Origin of the sequence: Mycobacterium sp. 852002-51613_SCH5001154, from assembly GCF_001667425.1 — a bacterium.
Classification (GTDB): Bacteria; Actinomycetota; Actinomycetes; order Mycobacteriales; family Mycobacteriaceae; genus Mycobacterium.
Genome location: NZ_LZII01000080.1, coordinates 161,508 through 178,523, shown reverse-complemented (window position 1 = coordinate 178,523; position 17,016 = coordinate 161,508). Strand labels below are relative to the sequence as shown.

Sequence of the window (17,016 nt, the reverse complement as noted above, 5' to 3'; positions counted from 1 at the left end):
AATTCTCGCACCCCACGTTCGCGCCGACGCTACCGGCCGGTAGCAAGCCCCGGTAGCGTTGGCGCGATGGCAGGACCAGACTCCGAGCGCCTGCAGAGGATGCGCGTGGAATACGGATCGGTGGAGAAGGACGGTAGTCCCGATCTCGACGCGGATTGGCTAGACGACGGTTGGGTTGCCTTGTTGCGCAAATGGATCGACGAAGCCGAGCGGTCCGGCGTCGCCGAACCGAACGCCATGGTGCTGGCCACCGTTGCCGACGGCCGGCCGACGAGCCGATCGGTGTTGTGCAAAAGCGTCGACGAGTCCGGAATCACATTTTTCACCAACTATGACTCGGCCAAGGGCGCCGACCTCGCGGCGACGCCGTACGCGTCGGTGACATTTCCCTGGTACCAGCTGGGCCGGCAGGTTCACCTCCGCGGTCCGGTGAGCAAGGTCACGCCAGAGGCCACCGAGGACTACTGGTCCAAGCGGCCCCGCGGCTCCCAGCTTGGCGCGTGGGCATCGCACCAATCCCGTCCGATCGCGTCACGCGCGGCGCTGCTCGACCAGCTGGCCGAGGTCACCGCCCGCTTCGCCGACCGGGAACAGATTCCGGTGCCGCCGGGGTGGGGCGGCTATCTGCTTGCTCCGGAGTCGGTCGAGTTCTGGCAGGGCCGGGAGAACCGGTTGCATAACCGGATCCGGGTCACCGGTGCTCACGTCGAGCGCCTCCAGCCCTAGCCCGTCCCGGGGGCCGGTGCGACGGGACAGACCCGACCCCGGGCAGGCATGCGAACGCGACAACGACTACCTTCACCTATAAGCACCTAGTCAGGGCAGCCATACCAGCCAGAGCGCAAAGGGGTTCTCGTGGCCGACACCGACGACACCGCAACTCTGAAGTACCCGGGGGGCGAGATCGACCTGGAGATCGTTCGCGCCACCGAAGGTGCTGACGGGATTGCGCTCGGTTCCCTGTTGTCCAAAACCGGGCACACCACCTTCGACAACGGCTTCGTCAACACCGCCGCCTGCAAGAGCGCCATCACCTACATCGACGGTGACGCCGGGATTCTGCGTTACCGCGGCTACCCGATCGAGCAGCTCGCCGAGAAGTCGACCTTCATCGAGGTGAGCTACCTCCTGATCTACGGCGAGCTGCCCGACAAGGACCAGCTCGCGGAGTTCACCCAGCGGATCCAGCTGCACACCATGCTGCACGAGGACCTGAAGCGCTTCTTCGACGGCTTCCCCCGCAATGCGCATCCCATGCCGGTGCTGTCCAGCGTGGTGAACGCGTTGAGCGCCTATTACCCCGACGCGCTCGACCCGATGGACAACAGGCAGGTCGAGCTGTCGACCATCCGCCTGCTCGCCAAATTGCCCACCATCGCCGCGTACGCCTACAAGAAGTCCGTCGGGCAGCCCTTCCTCTACCCGGACAACTCGCTGTCGCTGGTGGAGAACTTCCTCCGCATGACGTTCGGGCTACCGGCGGAGCCCTACCAGGCCGACCCCGAAGTCGTGCGGGCGCTGGACATGCTGCTCATCCTGCACGCCGACCACGAGCAGAACTGCTCGACGTCGACGGTTCGGCTGGTGGGCTCGTCGCGGGCCAACCTGTTCACCTCGATCTCCGGCGGCATCAACGCGCTGTGGGGGCCGCTGCACGGCGGCGCCAACCAGGCGGTGCTCGAGATGCTCGACCAGATCCGCGAAAGTGGCGACGACGTCAGCGAGTTCGTCCGCAAGGTGAAGAACCGCGAAGAGGGTGTCAAGCTGATGGGCTTCGGCCACCGCGTCTACAAGAACTACGACCCGCGCGCCCGGATCGTCAAGGAGCAGGCCGACAAGATCCTGGCCAAGCTCGGCGGCGACCCGCTGCTGGACATCGCCAAGGAGCTGGAAGAGGCGGCGCTGACCGATGACTACTTCATCGAGCGCAAGCTGTACCCGAACGTCGACTTCTACACCGGGCTGATCTACCGGGCCCTCGGCTTCCCCGTCCGGATGTTCACCGTGCTGTTCGCGCTGGGCCGGCTGCCCGGCTGGGTCGCGCACTGGCGTGAGATGCACGACGAGGGTGACAGCAAGATCGGCCGCCCGCGCCAGATCTACACCGGTTACACCGAGCGCGACTACACCACCATCGACGCGCGCTAGTGGCGATCGCGAGCGCGGCGTAGCCGGGCGCTGCGGGTCGCCACCGACGAGCTAGTGGCGATCGCGAGCGCGGCGTAGCCGGGCGAATCGGGTCGCCAGGTCGCCACCGATCGGGTCATCAGCAGAGCGAGGCCAGCACCGCCATGGCGGCGTTGTGCCCGCCGATGCCCGACACTGCGCCGCCGCGGCGGGCGCCGGAGCCGCACAGCATGATCCGCTCATGTGCGGTCGCCACCCCCCATTGCCGCGCGGGCGTGTTCAGCGGGTCGTCGTCGTCCGCGAACGGCCACGACAGGCCGCCATGGAAGATGTTGCCGGCCGTCATCCCGAGTGTGCGGTGCAAGTCCAGGGTGGTCGTCGTCTCGATGCATGGCCGGCCCTGGGCGTCGCTCATCAACACGTCCTGAATGGGTTCGGCCAGAACGGAATTCAGTGACGCCAGGACCGACTCGGTCAACCGGTCACGCAGGGCGCCGGAGTAGTTGCCGTCGAAAAGCGAGTGCGGGGTGTGCAGACCGAACACCGTCATCGTGTGCGCGCCCGATTCGCGCAGGTCGGCCGACAAGATGCTCGGGTCGGTCAGCGAATGGCAATAGGCTTCGCACGGTAGCGGTTTCGGGATATGCCCGGCCGCCGCGCGCGAATATCCGGCGTCCAGTTGGGTCCAGGTCTCGTTCACATGGAACGTCCCGGCGAAGGCCTGTTCGGGGGTGACGCCGTCGTCGCGCAATCGGGGCAGTCGTCGCAGCACCATGTTCACCTTGACCTGCGCGCCCTGGGCGGGGGTCGGCGGCCGTTCGCCGAGCAGGCCTGCCAATACCGCGGGTGTGACACCGGCGAGGACGAACCGACCCCTTATCAGGTGTTCCTCATCGCCGGTGCGGTAGCGCACCAAGCCGTCGGGTTCGACATTGTAAACCTCTGCGCCAGTGATGATTTCGGCGCCATGGCGGACGGCGGCCGTTGCCAGGGCATCGGTCAGTGCGCCCATCCCGCCGACGGGAACATCCCAGTCCCCGGTGCCGCCGCCCAGTACGTGATAGAGGAAGCAGACGTTCTGCATCAGCGACGGGTCGTCGAGGCGCGCGAACGTTCCGATCAGCGCGTCGGTCGCGACCACACCGCGGACCACGTCGTTGCCGACGGCGGCGGTGATGGCGTGCCCGATCGGCTCGTCGATCAACGCGCGCCACGCGGCCGGCGCCTCGCTGTCACCGCTTCCCGAGACATGCAGGCGGGCCTGCTCGCGGGTGCGCAGCGGTTCCAGCAGTGTCGGCCATAGCCGTTGGGTCACCAGTCGGCAGCGTCGGTAGAAGGAGGCGAACCCTTGCTCATCGGGGCCGGCGCCGATCGCGGCGAACGTGTTGCCGGCCGCACCGATCAACAGCCCGCCGCGGCCATCGGCGTCGGGGTCGGGCGTGTACGAGGAATACCGCCGCCGGGCCAGCCGCACCCCCGCACCCAGGTCGTCGACGATGCGGGCCGGCAACAAGCTGACCAGGTAGGAGTAGCGGGAGAGCCGGACGCCGACACCGTCGAAGGCCTGGGCCGAGACCGCGGCCCCGCCGATGTGACCCTGCCGCTCCAGCAACCGCACCCGAAGGCCCGCGCGAGCCAGGTACGCCGCAGCGACCAGGCCGTTGTGACCGCCACCAACCACTATGGCGTCCAAGGCCCCGCCATTTGCCGCGTGATGGCTCAGTTCAGGTAGCCCTCCACCTCGCCGGGCGGACGAACCTCGGCCTCCCGGGGGTCACCGCCGGTTTCACGCAGCGCCCGCCGCTGCCGCAGCAGGTCCCAACACTGGTCCAGCTCGACCTCCAGCCGGCGCAGGCGGTCGTGTTCCTCCGATTCGGAGATGTCGCGGTTTTGCAGCTGCTCCCGCAGGGCTTTCTCCTGTGCGACCAGCTCGCGGATGTGTGCCAGGGTTTCGTTGTCGGTCGGTTTGTTGCCGTTGGCCATCGCTCCAGTGTGCCCGACCGGGGCGTGGGCCGGATCGCTAGGTTGCCCATCGCCCACCGGGCGAGCGGCGCAGGCCAACCAACCGACGGAGGCGAAACCCTTGTGCCATAGCTGATTCGGAGCCTGCCACGACGAAGATCCCGACGGCGTCGCTCGCGCTCCGGCACCCTAAGCGCTAGCTCGGGCCGGGTAGGCGCAACACCAGGCGCGCGCCGCCCAGCGGGCTGCTTTCCAGCGCAGCGGTTCCGCCGTGCAGGTGGGCCTGCTGTGCCACCAACGCCAGCCCCAGGCCCGACCCGGAGTGTGAGGCGGTCGACCCGCGGGAGAATCGCTCGAAGACGACTTGGCGTTCGTCTTCGGGTATGCCGCTGCCGTTGTCGTCGATGGCGATCTCCACCCCGGCGCGCGAGCTGACCGCCGAGAGGCGGACGCGGGTCGCGCCGCCGTGCTTGACGGCGTTGGCGATCGCGTTGTCCACCGCCAGGCGCAATCCGGCCGGCAATCCGACGATGATGCACGTCGGCGACGGCACCAGCGACACGTCGAGGTCGGGGTAGATGCGCATCGCGTCGTGGGCGGCGCGGTCAAGCAGCTCGGTGATGTCGACCGGCACCTGATCGTCGGATGTCGACAGTTCGCCCTGGGCCAGCCGCTCGAGGGCGCTCAGGGTGGCCTCGATCCGCGACTGGGTGCGGATGACGTCGCTCAGCACCTCTTTGCGTTGGTCGTCGGGCATGTCCAGGGTGGCCAGCACCTCGAGGTTGGTGCGCATCGCCGTCAAGGGCGTGCGCAGCTCGTGCGACGACACGGCGGCGAAGTCGCGGGCCGACGCCAGCGCCTCCTTGGTCCGGATCTGCTCATCCCAGATGCGCTGCAGCATGCCCCGCATGGCCTCGGCGATCTCGACGGCCTCGGTGGCGCCGTGCACCTCCACCCGCGGCGCCTCGTCGCCGGCATCGATCGATCGCGTCTGCTGCGCGAGCTGTTTGAACGGGCGCACCGCGAATGCGGCCAGCAACCAGGCGAACACGGCCGCCGCGCCGATGGCGAAGCCACAGATCAGCAGTACTCGCCGGTGCAGATTGTTGGTTTCGGCGAGGGTCGCGTCATACGTCGCGCCCACAGCCAGCGACGTGGGCTCCGGCGCAGGGATCTCTACCGTCCGCACCCGGTACCGCACGCCTTTGACGTAGGCGTCGGCGTAATCGACGTCCAACTTGGGCAGCGTCACATCGGTGTTCGACTTGACCTGGTCGCCGCGGCGGACCGTCATGATGGCGTCGTTGTCGTTGGGGGAGCGCGGGATTTCGTCGAGGCCGCGCGGCAGGAAGGGGATCGCGAAGCCCGCGGCCTCGTCGAGGCGGCGGTCCAGCCGCTCCTTGCGGTCGTTGGTGATGCCCACCCAGACGACGATCCCGACGATGAGCACGGGAATGGCGGCGCCGATGACGGTCGCGACCACGACCCGGGCGCGCAGCGAAGGCGTACGGGTCAGGATGCGGGATAGGAAATTCATGGAGCCCGCCTGGTTACTGCATACGCAGCACGAACCCTACTCCGCGGACGGTGTGCAGCAGCCGGGGACCGCCGTTGGCCTCCAGCTTGCGGCGCAGGTACCCGATGAACACGTCGACGACGTTGGTGTCGGCGGCAAAGTCGTAACCCCACACCAGTTCCAGCAGCTGCGCGCGCGACAGCACCGCGGTCTTGTGCTCGGCCAACACCGCCAGCAGGTCGAACTCCCGCTTGGTCAGGTCGACGTCGACGCCGTTGACGCGGGCGCGCCGGCCGGGGATGTCCACCTCGAGCGGGCCCACAGTGATTGTCTCCGAGGAGGAGGTGGCGGTCGCGCCGCGACGGCGAAGCAGCGCCTTCACCCGCGCGACGAGCTCGGCCAACACGAACGGCTTGACCAAGTAGTCGTCGGCGCCGGCCTCGAGTCCGGCGACCCGGTCGTCGACCGAGCTGCGGGCGGACAGCACGCAGACCGGGACGTCGTTGTCCATCGCCCTGAGCGCGGTGACCACGCTGACGCCATCCAGCACCGGCATGTTGATGTCGAGCACGATCGCGTCCGGCCGGGTCTCGGTGGCGCTGCGCAAGGCTTCGGCGCCGTCGACCGCGGTCGACACCTCGAATCCGGACAGCCGCAGGCCGCGTTCCAGCGACGCGAGCACATCGGAGTCGTCGTCGACGACCAAGACGCGGGGTGAGATGCCACCAGTGTCCATGCCGCCCATCTTGCCTGATTGTTGACCGCGGTGGTGCCCTGGCCGGGCCGTCGATGCCTAAAAGGTTACGTTTTCGACGCCAGGCCGCGACTGCCCGTTGGTATGGGCGGGTCACCCCGAGATCGGTTGGCGTGACGCGGCATTCGCGTCCGGGGTGACCGGTTTCTGATTGATGTTGCCTCCGTGCGGGTTTGGGTCATTCCGTGGCGAGACCGCTCAGCCGCACCGCCAGTTGCCGGCGCACCGCGGGAACCCCTGCGGCCAGGCGCATTCCCGTGTTGCGCAGGGGGCGCAACGGGCGCGGTAGGGTCGCGACCCGGGTCAGCCGTCCCGTCAGTTTCAGCACCCGCTCGGCGCGGCGGCGCTGCGCGGTGCTGTACGCATCCAGCGCGGCGTCCGGGCCGCCCCCCAGAACGTCGGCGAGCGCCCCGGCCAGCGCCACCGCGTCGGTGATCCCGAGGTTCATGCCCTGGCCCCCCGCCGGGCTGTGCACGTGCGCCGCGTCGCCGGCCAGCAGCAATCGGCCGGCCCGGTACGTGTCGGCGACGCGGTGGTGGATGTGGAACCGCGACCCCCAGACCAGCTCGGTGACCACCGTCTGCCCGGGCCCGAAGCCCCGGGTGTCCAGCAGTGCCTGCACAAACTCCGCCGACGGCAGCTGCGGCGCCTCGGTGGTCGGCGCGACGACACGGAAGATGTCGCCGGGCAGCGGGGCCAGCACCGTCAGGCCGTCTTTGGCGTAGAACAGGATCACCTCGTTGCGGGGCGCTTCGCCGGTAACTCGGACGTCGGCGAGTGTGAAAGCCTCGGCGAATTGGCCACCGGTGAAGCCGATTCCGGCTTGCGTCCGGACCGTGCTGTTCATGCCGTCCGCCCCGACGGCGTAGCCGGCCCTGATGGTGTCGCCGTCGTCGAATGTGGCCGTCACGCCGGTGGCGTCCTGGCTGATGCGGCTCAGCGTCTTGGGGCGGACCACGTCACCGCCTAACTCCCGGAGTCGCTCGAGCAGCAGCCGCTCGGTGTCGGCCTGGGACAGCATCAGGGTGTAGGGATGGTCCGTCGGCAGCTCGCTGAAGTCGACGGGGATCAGGATGCGCCGGCCCTCCCGCATGGTGAATCGCGGCGCGATCAGCCCCGCTTTGACCATGCGCCGGGCCACGTCGAGCTCCTCGAGCACCTCGAGGGTGCGGGCGTTGACGGCGGCGGCGCGGGACGTGTTCGCGCCCTCGGCCAACTTGTCGACGATTACCACCCGAATTCCGCGGCTGAGCAGTGTGGCGGCGAGCGTGAGACCGGTGGGGCCCGCGCCTACCACCAGGACATCGGTGTCTTTCATGGTCCGCTCCTCTCCCTGGGAGTTAAGTCAACGCTTGTTGGCATATCTCCATGCTTGCGCGCCGCCGGCGCTATGTCAACAGTTGTTGGCCTACACTCGTTGGCATGAGAAGGTCGTCGGAGGAGACCAAGGCAGTGATTCTGGCGGCGGCCCGCGAGCGGTTCGGCGCGGCCGGTTTTCAGGGCGCGACCATCCGGGCGATAGCCGCCGACGCGGGCATCGATCCCGCGATGGTCATGCGGTACTACGGCAGCAAGGACAAGCTGTTCGCCGCGGCGGCCGAGTTCGACTTGCGGTTTCCCGACCTCGCCTCGACCGACCCGGCGCAGGTCGGGCGGTCGCTGGTCCGGCACTTTCTCGAACGCTGGGAGGGCGACGAGGCGCTGGTCATCCTGCTGCGGTCCAGCGCCACCAACGGCGAAGCGGCGCAACGGATGCAGGAGATCTTCGGAACCCAGATCCAGCCGCTGGTGGCTTCCTTCGTGCCGCCGCAAGATTCCGCTGTGCGGGCGGGGCTGATCGCGACCCAGATCCTGGGGATGGCGTTGTGCCGCTTCGTGTTACGGCTACCCCCGATCGTGGAGATGACCCGCGACGACATCGTCGACTGGCTCGGCCCGACGATCCAGCGCTACCTCGGGCTGCCGGACGGCTGACTCGCGAGACGTAAACCACCGCGGCGTTTTGCGGCGTTCGTGTGCGTGGTTTACGTGTCGTGAAGGCGCTCGGCGAAATGTCAGGGCAATCCGATGCGGCGGTAGCGCTGCAGGCGGGCCGTGAGCCGTTCGCCCGCGGGGAGCGCCCGCAGCGCGTGCAGCTCGGCGGCGACGGCGCGCGAAAGTCGCTGGCAGAACTCGACCGGCTCGTCGGCGGCGTCGGGATGCTCCGGCACGACGGCGTCGACGATACCCGACGCCAGCAGGTCGACCGACCGGATGCCTTGCGCCGCGGCAAGTTCGGCGGCGTGCGCGGTGTCCCGGAAGACGATCGCACTGGCGCCTTCGGGCGGGAGCGGCGCCAGCCACGCGTGCAGCGCGGCCAGCACCCTATCGGCGGGCACCATCGCCAGCGCCGGCCCGCCGCTGCCCTGGCCGAGCAGCACCGACACCGTCGGGGTATCGAGGGTCACCAGCTCGGCCAGGCACTGGGCGATCTGGCCGGCCAGCCCGCCCTGTTCGGCCTCGGCCGACAGCGCGGGACCGGCGGTGTCGATCACCAGCACCAGCGGAAGGCGCAGCTCGGCGGCCAGCGCCATGCCGCGCCGGGCCTCGCGCAGCGACGCGGGCCCCACCATCCCGCCCGTCACCCGCTGCTGTCCGAGCACCACCGCGGGCTGGCCGGCGAAACGGGCCAGCGCCAGCAGGGTCGTCGCCGCTTCTCCCTGGCCCGTGCCCGACAGCAGCACCCGATCGGTGGCGCCGTGGCGCAGCAGCAGCCCGACACCCGGCCGGTCGGGGCGGCGCGAGGCCACCACCGAGTCCCACGCCGGCACGTCGGGGAGCGGTTCGGGCGATGCCGCCGCAGGTAGGGGATCGGCCGGGTCGGCGATGACGGTCAGCGCGCGGTCCAGCGTCCGGCGCAGCTCGCCGACCGGGACGACCCCGTCGATCACGCCGTGGCGCTGTAGGTTCTCCGCCGTCTGGACGCCTTCGGGGAACGGTTCGCCGTAGAGCAGCTGGTACACCCGGGGCCCGAGGAAGCCGATCATGGCGTCCGGTTCGGCGACGGTGACATGGCCGAGCGAACCCCACGACGCGAACACCCCGCCGGTGGTGGGATTGCGCAGGTAGACCAGGTAGGGCAGGTGGGCTTGCTTGTGCAGGCGGACGGCGGCGGCGATCTTCACCATCTGCAGGAAGGCGACCGTGCCCTCCTGCATGCGGGTGCCCCCGGAGCTCGGCGAGGCCAGCAGCGGTAGGCCCTCGGCGGTCGCTCGCTGCACCGCGGCGGTGATCCGTTCCGCCGCGGCCACCCCGATCGAGCCGCCGAGGAAGCCGAACTCGCAGACCACCACCGCGACCCGGCGTCCGTAGATGCGGCCCTCGCCGGTCAGCACCGACTCGTCGAGGCCGGTGGCCGCCCGGGCGTCGGCCAGTTCGCGCGCGTAGGCCTCGCTGACCGGCACCGCGAGCGGCTGGCCGTCCCAGCGGATGAAGGAGCCCTCGTCCAGCACCGCGTCGCGCAGCTGAGCAGCCGTGATACGACTCACGACACGAGGCTATATAGGGTGGCTGCCATGATCGGTGTTACCCAGGCCGAAGCCGTGCTGACGATTGAGCTGCAGCGGCCCGAGCGCCGCAACGCGCTGAATTCCGAGCTCGTCGAGGAACTGCGGGAGGCGTTCCAGAAGGCGAGCGACGCCTCCGTGCGGGCCATCGTGCTGACCGGCCAGGGCACGGCGTTCTGCGCGGGCGCCGACCTGAGCGGCGACGCGTTCGCGGCCGACTATCCCGACCGGCTGATCGAGCTGCACAAGGTGATGGATACCACGCTGATCCCGGTGATCGCCGCCATCAACGGCCCCGCCATCGGCGCGGGCCTGCAGCTGGCCATGCAATGCGATCTGCGGGTCGTCGCACCGGACGCGTTCTTCCAGTTCCCGACATCGAAATACGGTCTGGCACTTGATAACTGGAGCATCCGCCGGCTGTCTTCACTGGTCGGGCACGGGCGAGCCCGCGCGATGCTGCTGGCCGCGGAGAAGCTGACCGCCGACGTCGCGCTGCAGACCGGAATGGCCAACCGCATCGGAACGCTGGCCGACGCCCAAGCCTGGGCAACCGAGATCGCCGGCCTGGCGCCGCTGGCGATTCAGCACGCCAAGCGGGTGCTGAACGACGACGGCGCCATCGAGGAGGCCGGCCCGGTGCACAAGGAACTCTTCGACAAGGCGTGGGGGAGCCAGGACGTCATCGAGGCCCAGGTCGCCCGCATCGAGAAGCGACCGCCGAAGTTCCAGGGGGCCTGACCGTCATGCTGCGGGGGGCGCTGCGACTGGCCGCCGGCACGGCATCGCTGGCGGCCGGCGGCTGGGTGGTGCGGGCGCTGCACGGCGCACCGGCGGCCCTCGGCGCCCACCCCGCCGCGATCAGGGCGGTGGCGGAGGGGTCGCCCAACTACCGCGACGGCGCATTCGTCAACCTCGACCCCGCCTCCAATTTCCTAATGGATCGCGAGGAACTGCGGCTGGTCGCGTGGGAGCTCATCGGCAGTCGGGGCGTCAGCCGTCCTTCGGCGCCAATCCCGTTGGCCGCTCCCGCGATCTTCGACGGTGACCCCGGCCGGCTCGCCGTCAGCTGGTTCGGTCACTCGACGGCGCTGCTGGAAATCGACGGTTACCGGGTGCTCACCGACCCGGTCTGGAGCGACCGGTGCTCACCGTCGGACATCGTCGGACCGCAGCGGCTGCACCCGCCGCCGGTGCAACTGGAAGGGCTGCCCGCCGTCGACGCGGTGGTGATCAGCCACGACCACTACGACCACCTCGATATGGACACGGTGACGGCGCTCGCCCACACGCAGCGGGCCCCGTTCTTCGTGCCGCTCGGTGTCGGCGCTCACCTGCGCGCGTGGGGGATACCGGAGCACCGCATCGTCGAGCTCGACTGGCATCAGAGTGGCCTGGTAGACGAGCTGACCGTGACTTGCCTGCCGGCGCGGCACTTTTCGGGTCGATTCCTGGATCGCAATACCACGCTGTGGGCGTCGTGGACATTCATCGGTCCGAATCATCGCGCCTACTTCGGCGGTGACACCGGCTACACCAAGAGCTTCGCGCAGATCGGCGCCGACCACGGGCCGTTCGACCTGACGCTGTTGCCCATCGGCGCCTACAACACCGCGTGGCCCGACGTCCACATGAACCCCGAGGAAGCGGTACGGGCACACCTCGACCTCACCGGCGACGGACTGCTGGTGCCGATTCATTGGGGCACTTTCCGGCTGGCCCCCCACCCGTGGGCCGAGCCGGTTGAACGCTTGCTCGCCGCCGCGGAACCGGAGCACGTCAAAATTGCGGTTCCCGCCCCCGGCCAGCGCATCGATCCCGGGGCGCCGCCGAAATCGAACCCCTGGTGGCGGCTCTGATTCGGGGGCCTGCCGACCTGCCCACGCTAGAGCCGATGGCCCGCCTCCTCCTCGCGCCGCAGGCGGCGCGCATCGTCACCGGGCTAAAGTTCCGCCATGACGAAACGCGCGGCCGCGGCCGTTGCCACGGTGCTGCTCGGCCTGACCGGATGTGGGCCCGCCCGACAGGTATCCGGCCCGCCCGCGCTCTCTGACGCGCCGCCCAACGAGGTGCCTGGTCTCGCGATCCCCACCGGCCGCATCGACGAGGCGGTCGCCAAGGTCGACGGCCTGGTCGGCGACCTGATGAAGAGCACCGGCGTACCGGGCATGGCCGTGGCCATCATCCACGGCGGAAAGGTGCTGTACGCCAAGGGGTTCGGCATCAAGGATGTGAGCAAGGGGCAGGGCCAGGACAATAAGGTGGACGCCGACACCGTTTTCCAGTTGGCTTCGGTGTCCAAGTCGGTCGGCTCGACAGTGCTCGCGCACGAAGTCAGCGACAACGTCGTCGCGTGGGACACCCCGGTGGCGGCGAAGCTGCCGTGGTTCACGCTGAGCGATCCCTACGTCACGGGCCACGTCACCGTCGCCGACCTGTACTCCCATCGCTCGGGGCTGCCCGACCATGCCGGTGACAAACTCGAAGACTTGGGCTACGACCGTCGGCAGACCCTCGAACGGCTGAAGTACTTGCCGTTGGCTCCGTTTCGAATCAGCTACGCCTACACCAACTATGGGGTAACCGCTGCTGCTGAGGCGGTGGCCGCCGCCGCGGGCAAGTCATGGGAGGACCTGTCCAACGAGGTGCTCTACCGCCCCCTGGGGATGACATCGACCAGCTCGCGATTCGCCGACTTCGTCGCACGACCCAACCATGCGGTCAACCACATCAAGGTCGCCGACAGGTGGGAGGCCCGATTCCAGCGCGACCCCGATCCGCAGTCACCCGCGGGCGGGGTGAGCTCCTCGGTGAACGACATGGCCCACTGGCTGATGATGTTGCTGGGCAACGGAACTTACAACGGCCAGCGGATTGCGTCGCCGGAAGCCTTGCTGGCCGCCACCAGCCCGCAGACGGTTTCGGTGCCCGCGAAGACGCCCAAGGCGCGCTCGGGTTTCTACGGATACGGCTTCAACGCTTCGGTCGACTCGTCGGGCCGCACCGAATACAGTCATTCCGGCGCTTTCGATTTGGGGGCGGCGACAAACTTTGTGGTGATGCCCTCGGAGGACTTGGGCATCATCGCGCTGACGAATGGCGCGCCCTATGGCATCCCGGAAACATTGACCGCCGAATTCATGGATCTTGTGCAGTACGGCCAGATTCGTGAGGACTGGGGGGCTCTGTACCAGAAGGCGATCGGCTGGCTGAACAACCCGGAGGGGTCGCTGGTCGGCAAGCAGCCGCCGGCCAACCCCGCGCCGGCCAGGCCGCTCAGCGACTACGCCGGCGTGTATGCCAGCGACTACTGGGGCCCGGCCGTCGTCACCGAACACGACGGCTCCCTGCAGCTGGCGATGGGCCCCAAGAACCGGACGGTCACGCTGACGCACTGGGACGGCGACACCTTCACCTTCGGTCTGACCGACGAAAACGCCCCGCCCGGAACCATTTCCAAGGCCACATTTTCTGGTTCGCGGGCCGCTACCCTCAACCTGGAGTACTACGACTCGGACAAGCTGGGAACGTTCACCCGATGATCGCCGGTCTGACCGATGCCGAGGTGTCGCAGCGGGTCGCCGACGGCAAGAGCAACGCGGTCCGCGAACGCGCCACCCGCAGCATCACCGACATCGTGCGGGCCAACGTCTTCACCCGGATCAACGCAATCCTCGGGGTGTTGCTGCTGATCGTGCTGGCGACCGGCTCGCTGATCAACGGGATGTTCGGCCTGCTCATCATCGCCAACAGCGTCATCGGCATGGTCCAGGAGATTCGTGCCAAGCGGACGCTGGATGCGCTGGCCATCGTCGGACAGGCGAAACCGTTGGTGCGCAGGCAGTCCGGGACGCGCACGCTGTCGCCCTCCGAGGTGGTGCTCGACGACATCATCGAACTCGGGCCGGGGGACCAAGTCGTCGTGGACGGTCAGATTGTCGAAGAGGCGAATCTGGAGGTCGACGAGTCACTGCTGACCGGCGAGGCCGACCCGATGGGCAAGGCTACCGGCGATGCGGTGATGTCAGGCAGCTTCGTCGTCGCCGGCACGGGCGCCTACCGCGCCACCAAGGTCGGACCGGAGGCCTATGCCGCCAAGCTCGCCGAAGAGGCCAGCAAGTTCACGTTGGTCAAATCCGAACTGCGCAACGGGATCAACCGGATCCTGCAGTTCATCACCTACCTGTTGGTGCCGGCCGGCCTGCTGACGATCTACACCCAGTTTTTCACCACCCACGCGGGCTGGCGGCAGTCCGTGCTCCGGACCGTGGGTGCGCTGGTCCCGATGGTGCCCGAAGGCCTGGTCTTGCTGACGTCGGTCGCGTTCGCCGTCGGGGTGGTGCGGCTCGGGCAGCGTCGGTGCCTCGTGCAGGAGCTGCCCGCCATCGAGGGACTCGCCCGGGTCGATGTGGTGTGCGCGGACAAGACGGGCACCCTGACCGAGAACGGCATGCGCGTCGCGGGTGTCGAGGAACTCGAACCGGCACGGCGGCACAGGGTCACCGACGCCCTGGCGGCGTTGGCCGCCGCCGACCCGCGCCCCAATGCGAGCATGCAGGCGATCGCCGAGAGCTATCAGCGCCCACCCGGCTGGATCGCCACGGCCACCGCGCCGTTCAAGTCGGCCACCAAGTGGAGCGGGGTGTCCTTCGGGGACAACGGCAACTGGGTGATCGGGGCGCCGGATGTGCTGCTCGATCCGGCGTCGGCGGCGGCCGAACAGGCCGAGCGGATCGGCGCGCAGGGTTTGCGGGTGCTGCTGGTCGGCACAGGCGACGTCGCCGTTGACCATCCGGATGCACCGGGCCGCGTCACCCCCGTCGCGCTGGTGGTGCTCGAGCAGCGGGTGCGCCCGGACGCCGCGGAAACACTGGATTATTTTGCCGAGCAAGGTGTTTCGGTCAAGGTCATTTCCGGCGACAACGCGGTGTCGGTCAGCGCGGTAGCCGGCAAGCTCGGGCTGCGCGGGGAGACGATGGACGCGCGGCGGCTGCCGGCGGAGCCCGCGCAATTGGCCGATGCGCTGGACGCCTACACCACCTTCGGCCGGGTGCGGCCTGACCAGAAGCGGGCGATGGTGCACGCCCTGCAATCGCACGGGCATACGGTCGCGATGACCGGCGACGGCGTCAACGACGTGCTGGCGCTCAAGGATGCCGACATCGGCGTCGCGATGGGCGCCGGCAGCCCGGCGTCGCGCGCCGTCGCGCAGATCGTGTTGCTGGACAACAGTTTTGCCACCCTGCCGTATGTCGTCGGCGAGGGCCGGCGGGTGATCGGCAACATCGAGCGGGTCGCCAACCTGTTCTTGACCAAGACCGTCTACTCGGTGCTGCTGGCGCTGCTGGTCGGCATCGAATGCCTGTTTTCCAAACCGCTCAAAGCCGATCCCTTGCTGTACCCGTTTCAGCCGATACACGTCACCATCGCGGCGTGGTTCACCATCGGGATCCCGTCGTTCATCCTGTCGCTCGCCCCCAATAACGAACGCGCCTACCCGGGCTTCGTACGGCGGGTGCTGAGCTCGGCGCTGCCCTCCGGGTTCATCGTCGGCACCGCGACTTTCGGGTCCTACCTGGTGGCCTATCACGGCCGGCACGCGACATTCCAGCAACAGGAGCAGGCCTCGACCGCGGCCCTGATCACGCTCCTGATGACGGCGCTGTGGGTGCTCGCGGTGGTCGCGCGCCCCTACCAGTGGTGGCGGGTCGCGCTGGTCATCGGCTCCGGCCTGGCCTACGTGGTCATCTTCAGCATCCCGCTGGCCCGACGGGCGTTCCTGCTCGATCCCTCCGATGTGGCGGTGACGTCGACCGCGGTGGGGATCGGCCTGCTGGGCGCCGGCGCCATCGAGGCGATGTGGTGGATCCGGGCACGGGTGCTGGGCGAGCAGCCACGGCTGTGGCGCTAACGGCCGCCAAGTAGGATTTCGGCGGGGAAAGGACGGGTACATGGGATTCCTGGACAAGGCCAAAGACCTTTTGTCGCAGAACGCCGACAAGGTCGGAACCGCGATCGACAAGGCCGGCGAATTCGTCGACGAGAAGACGCAGGGGAAGTACTCCGACACCATCCACAAAGTGCAAGAAGAGGCCAAAAAAGCGGCCGAGTCCGCGACTAAAGGCGACGACCAGAACTGAGCTCATGGCGAAACTCTCCGGATCCATCGACGTCCCGCTGCCACCCGAGGTGGCCTGGAAGCATGCCTCCGACCTGTCCCGCTACAAGGATTGGCTGACAATCCATCGGGTATGGCGCAGCAAACTGCCCGACGACATCGACAAGGGCACGGTCGTGGAGTCGATCGTCGAAGTCAAGGGCATGTACAACCGGATCAGGTGGACGGTCGTGCGCTACAAGCCGCCGGAAGGCATGACGCTCAACGGTGAAGGCGTCGGCGGCGTCAAGGTCAAGCTGATGGCCAAAGTTCAGCCCGCGGAAGAAGGCTCGGTCGTCAGCTTCGACGTCCACCTCGGCGGCCCCGCCCTGTTCGGACCGATCGGCATGATCGTCGCCGCCGCGCTGCGTGGCGACATCGACATGTCGCTGCAGAACTTCGTCACGGTATTCACCCGCCCCGACCCAGGGATGAACGGCTCCGGCGGTCGTCGCTGACCGCCGCCACGCGAGCATGACGGCGCCGAGGTCGGTCCCGCGTCGGCTAATCTCGCTTGCATGACTCGCCGGCTGCGCCCTGGTTGGCTGGTGGCGCTCTTCGCGTTGGTGATTTCGGCCAGCGCCTGGCTGCCGTGGTTGACGACGGCGGTCAACGGCGGAGGCTGGGCAAACGCCATTGGGGGCGCCCACGGGAAATTGGAACTGCCGCGGGGGTTCGGCGCGGGCCAGCTCATCGTGCTGCTGTCCTCCGCGCTGTTGGTTACGGGGGCGATGGTCGGCCGCGGACTGTCGGTCAGGCTCGCTTCGGTTGGCGCGCTGGTGATTTCGCTGTTGATTGTCGCGCTGACGGCGTGGTACTACAAGCTCAACGTGAATCCGCCGGTATCGGCTCAATATGGCCTGTATGTCGGCGCGGTCGCGGCGGTCTGTGCGGTGGTCTGCTCGGTTGCGGCGGTCATCGCGGCCCTGGCTTCTGGTCGGTCCGGCCGCTGAGA

General features: G+C 68.4%; 16 protein-coding genes. 10 read left to right on the top strand and 6 right to left on the bottom strand.

Annotated features, from left to right (window positions below; all coding sequences use genetic code 11):
* Positions 1-66 precede the first annotated feature (66 nt).
* Both pdxH and A5750_RS21225 read left to right on the top strand, forming a co-directional pair.
* The gene (gene pdxH, locus A5750_RS21230) at positions 67-726 is read left to right on the top strand and encodes a pyridoxamine 5'-phosphate oxidase (protein WP_066957581.1); all 660 of its coding nucleotides are present in this window, start codon (positions 67-69) and stop codon (positions 724-726) included.
* Positions 727-855: 129 nt separating this feature from the next.
* Positions 856-2,148, top strand: coding sequence for a citrate synthase (locus A5750_RS21225; RefSeq protein ID WP_066957580.1), 1,293 nt, complete (start codon positions 856-858; stop codon positions 2,146-2,148).
* Between the two features lie 118 nt (positions 2,149-2,266).
* Here A5750_RS21225 and A5750_RS21220 read toward each other — a convergent pair whose 3' ends face one another.
* The 5 genes from A5750_RS21220 to A5750_RS21200 form a co-directional block, all read right to left on the bottom strand.
* A complete protein-coding gene (locus A5750_RS21220; protein ID WP_066957578.1) occupies positions 2,267-3,820 on the bottom strand; it encodes an NAD(P)/FAD-dependent oxidoreductase in 1,554 nt (517 codons plus the stop codon).
* A gap of 26 nt (positions 3,821-3,846) precedes the next feature.
* Positions 3,847-4,110, bottom strand: a complete 264-nt coding sequence (locus A5750_RS21215) for a DUF2630 family protein (protein WP_066957576.1) — start codon at positions 4,108-4,110, stop codon at positions 3,847-3,849.
* 175 nt (positions 4,111-4,285) lie between these two features.
* Positions 4,286-5,626 carry a HAMP domain-containing sensor histidine kinase gene (locus tag A5750_RS21210; protein ID WP_066957574.1) on the bottom strand — a complete coding sequence of 447 codons (1,341 nt, stop codon included), beginning with the start codon at positions 5,624-5,626 and terminating at the stop codon, positions 4,286-4,288.
* A gap of 13 nt (positions 5,627-5,639) precedes the next feature.
* Entirely contained in the window at positions 5,640-6,350 is a 711-nt protein-coding gene (prrA, locus tag A5750_RS21205) for a two-component system response regulator PrrA (protein WP_156349628.1), read from the bottom strand.
* Positions 6,351-6,537: 187 nt separating this feature from the next.
* Positions 6,538-7,677 (bottom strand): NAD(P)/FAD-dependent oxidoreductase, encoded by a 1,140-nt coding sequence (locus tag A5750_RS21200; protein ID WP_066957572.1) that lies wholly within the window; start codon positions 7,675-7,677, stop codon positions 6,538-6,540.
* A gap of 104 nt (positions 7,678-7,781) precedes the next feature.
* Between A5750_RS21200 and A5750_RS21195 the strand changes: the two genes are divergently transcribed.
* Positions 7,782-8,333, top strand: coding sequence for a TetR/AcrR family transcriptional regulator (locus tag A5750_RS21195; RefSeq protein ID WP_066957571.1), 552 nt, complete (start codon positions 7,782-7,784; stop codon positions 8,331-8,333).
* Between the two features lie 80 nt (positions 8,334-8,413).
* Here A5750_RS21195 and A5750_RS21190 read toward each other — a convergent pair whose 3' ends face one another.
* On the bottom strand, positions 8,414-9,886 hold the full coding sequence (locus A5750_RS21190; protein ID WP_067265477.1) for a carboxyl transferase domain-containing protein: 1,473 nt from the start codon (positions 9,884-9,886) through the stop codon (positions 8,414-8,416).
* Between the two features lie 27 nt (positions 9,887-9,913).
* On the opposite strand from A5750_RS21190, the gene A5750_RS21185 reads away from it, so the two are divergent.
* From A5750_RS21185 to A5750_RS21155, 7 genes are all read left to right on the top strand, one after another.
* A complete protein-coding gene (locus A5750_RS21185; protein ID WP_067265475.1) occupies positions 9,914-10,645 on the top strand; it encodes an enoyl-CoA hydratase in 732 nt (243 codons plus the stop codon).
* A gap of 5 nt (positions 10,646-10,650) precedes the next feature.
* On the top strand, positions 10,651-11,763 hold the full coding sequence (locus A5750_RS21180; RefSeq protein WP_066957565.1) for an MBL fold metallo-hydrolase: 1,113 nt from the start codon (positions 10,651-10,653) through the stop codon (positions 11,761-11,763).
* Between the two features lie 96 nt (positions 11,764-11,859).
* Positions 11,860-13,446, top strand: a complete 1,587-nt coding sequence (locus A5750_RS21175) for a serine hydrolase (RefSeq protein ID WP_066957563.1) — start codon at positions 11,860-11,862, stop codon at positions 13,444-13,446.
* On the top strand, positions 13,443-15,815 hold the full coding sequence (locus tag A5750_RS21170) for a cation-translocating P-type ATPase (RefSeq protein WP_067265472.1): 2,373 nt from the start codon (positions 13,443-13,445) through the stop codon (positions 15,813-15,815). Before A5750_RS21175 ends, A5750_RS21170 begins: the two co-directional genes overlap by 4 nt.
* A 40-nt stretch (positions 15,816-15,855) precedes the next feature.
* Positions 15,856-16,044 (top strand): antitoxin, encoded by a 189-nt coding sequence (locus tag A5750_RS21165; RefSeq protein ID WP_066957559.1) that lies wholly within the window; start codon positions 15,856-15,858, stop codon positions 16,042-16,044.
* A 4-nt stretch (positions 16,045-16,048) separates the two neighbouring features.
* On the top strand, positions 16,049-16,519 hold the full coding sequence (locus A5750_RS21160) for an SRPBCC family protein (protein WP_066957557.1): 471 nt from the start codon (positions 16,049-16,051) through the stop codon (positions 16,517-16,519).
* Between the two features lie 60 nt (positions 16,520-16,579).
* Positions 16,580-17,014, top strand: coding sequence for a hypothetical protein (locus A5750_RS21155; protein ID WP_067265469.1), 435 nt, complete (start codon positions 16,580-16,582; stop codon positions 17,012-17,014).
* Positions 17,015-17,016: the final 2 nt, after the last annotated feature.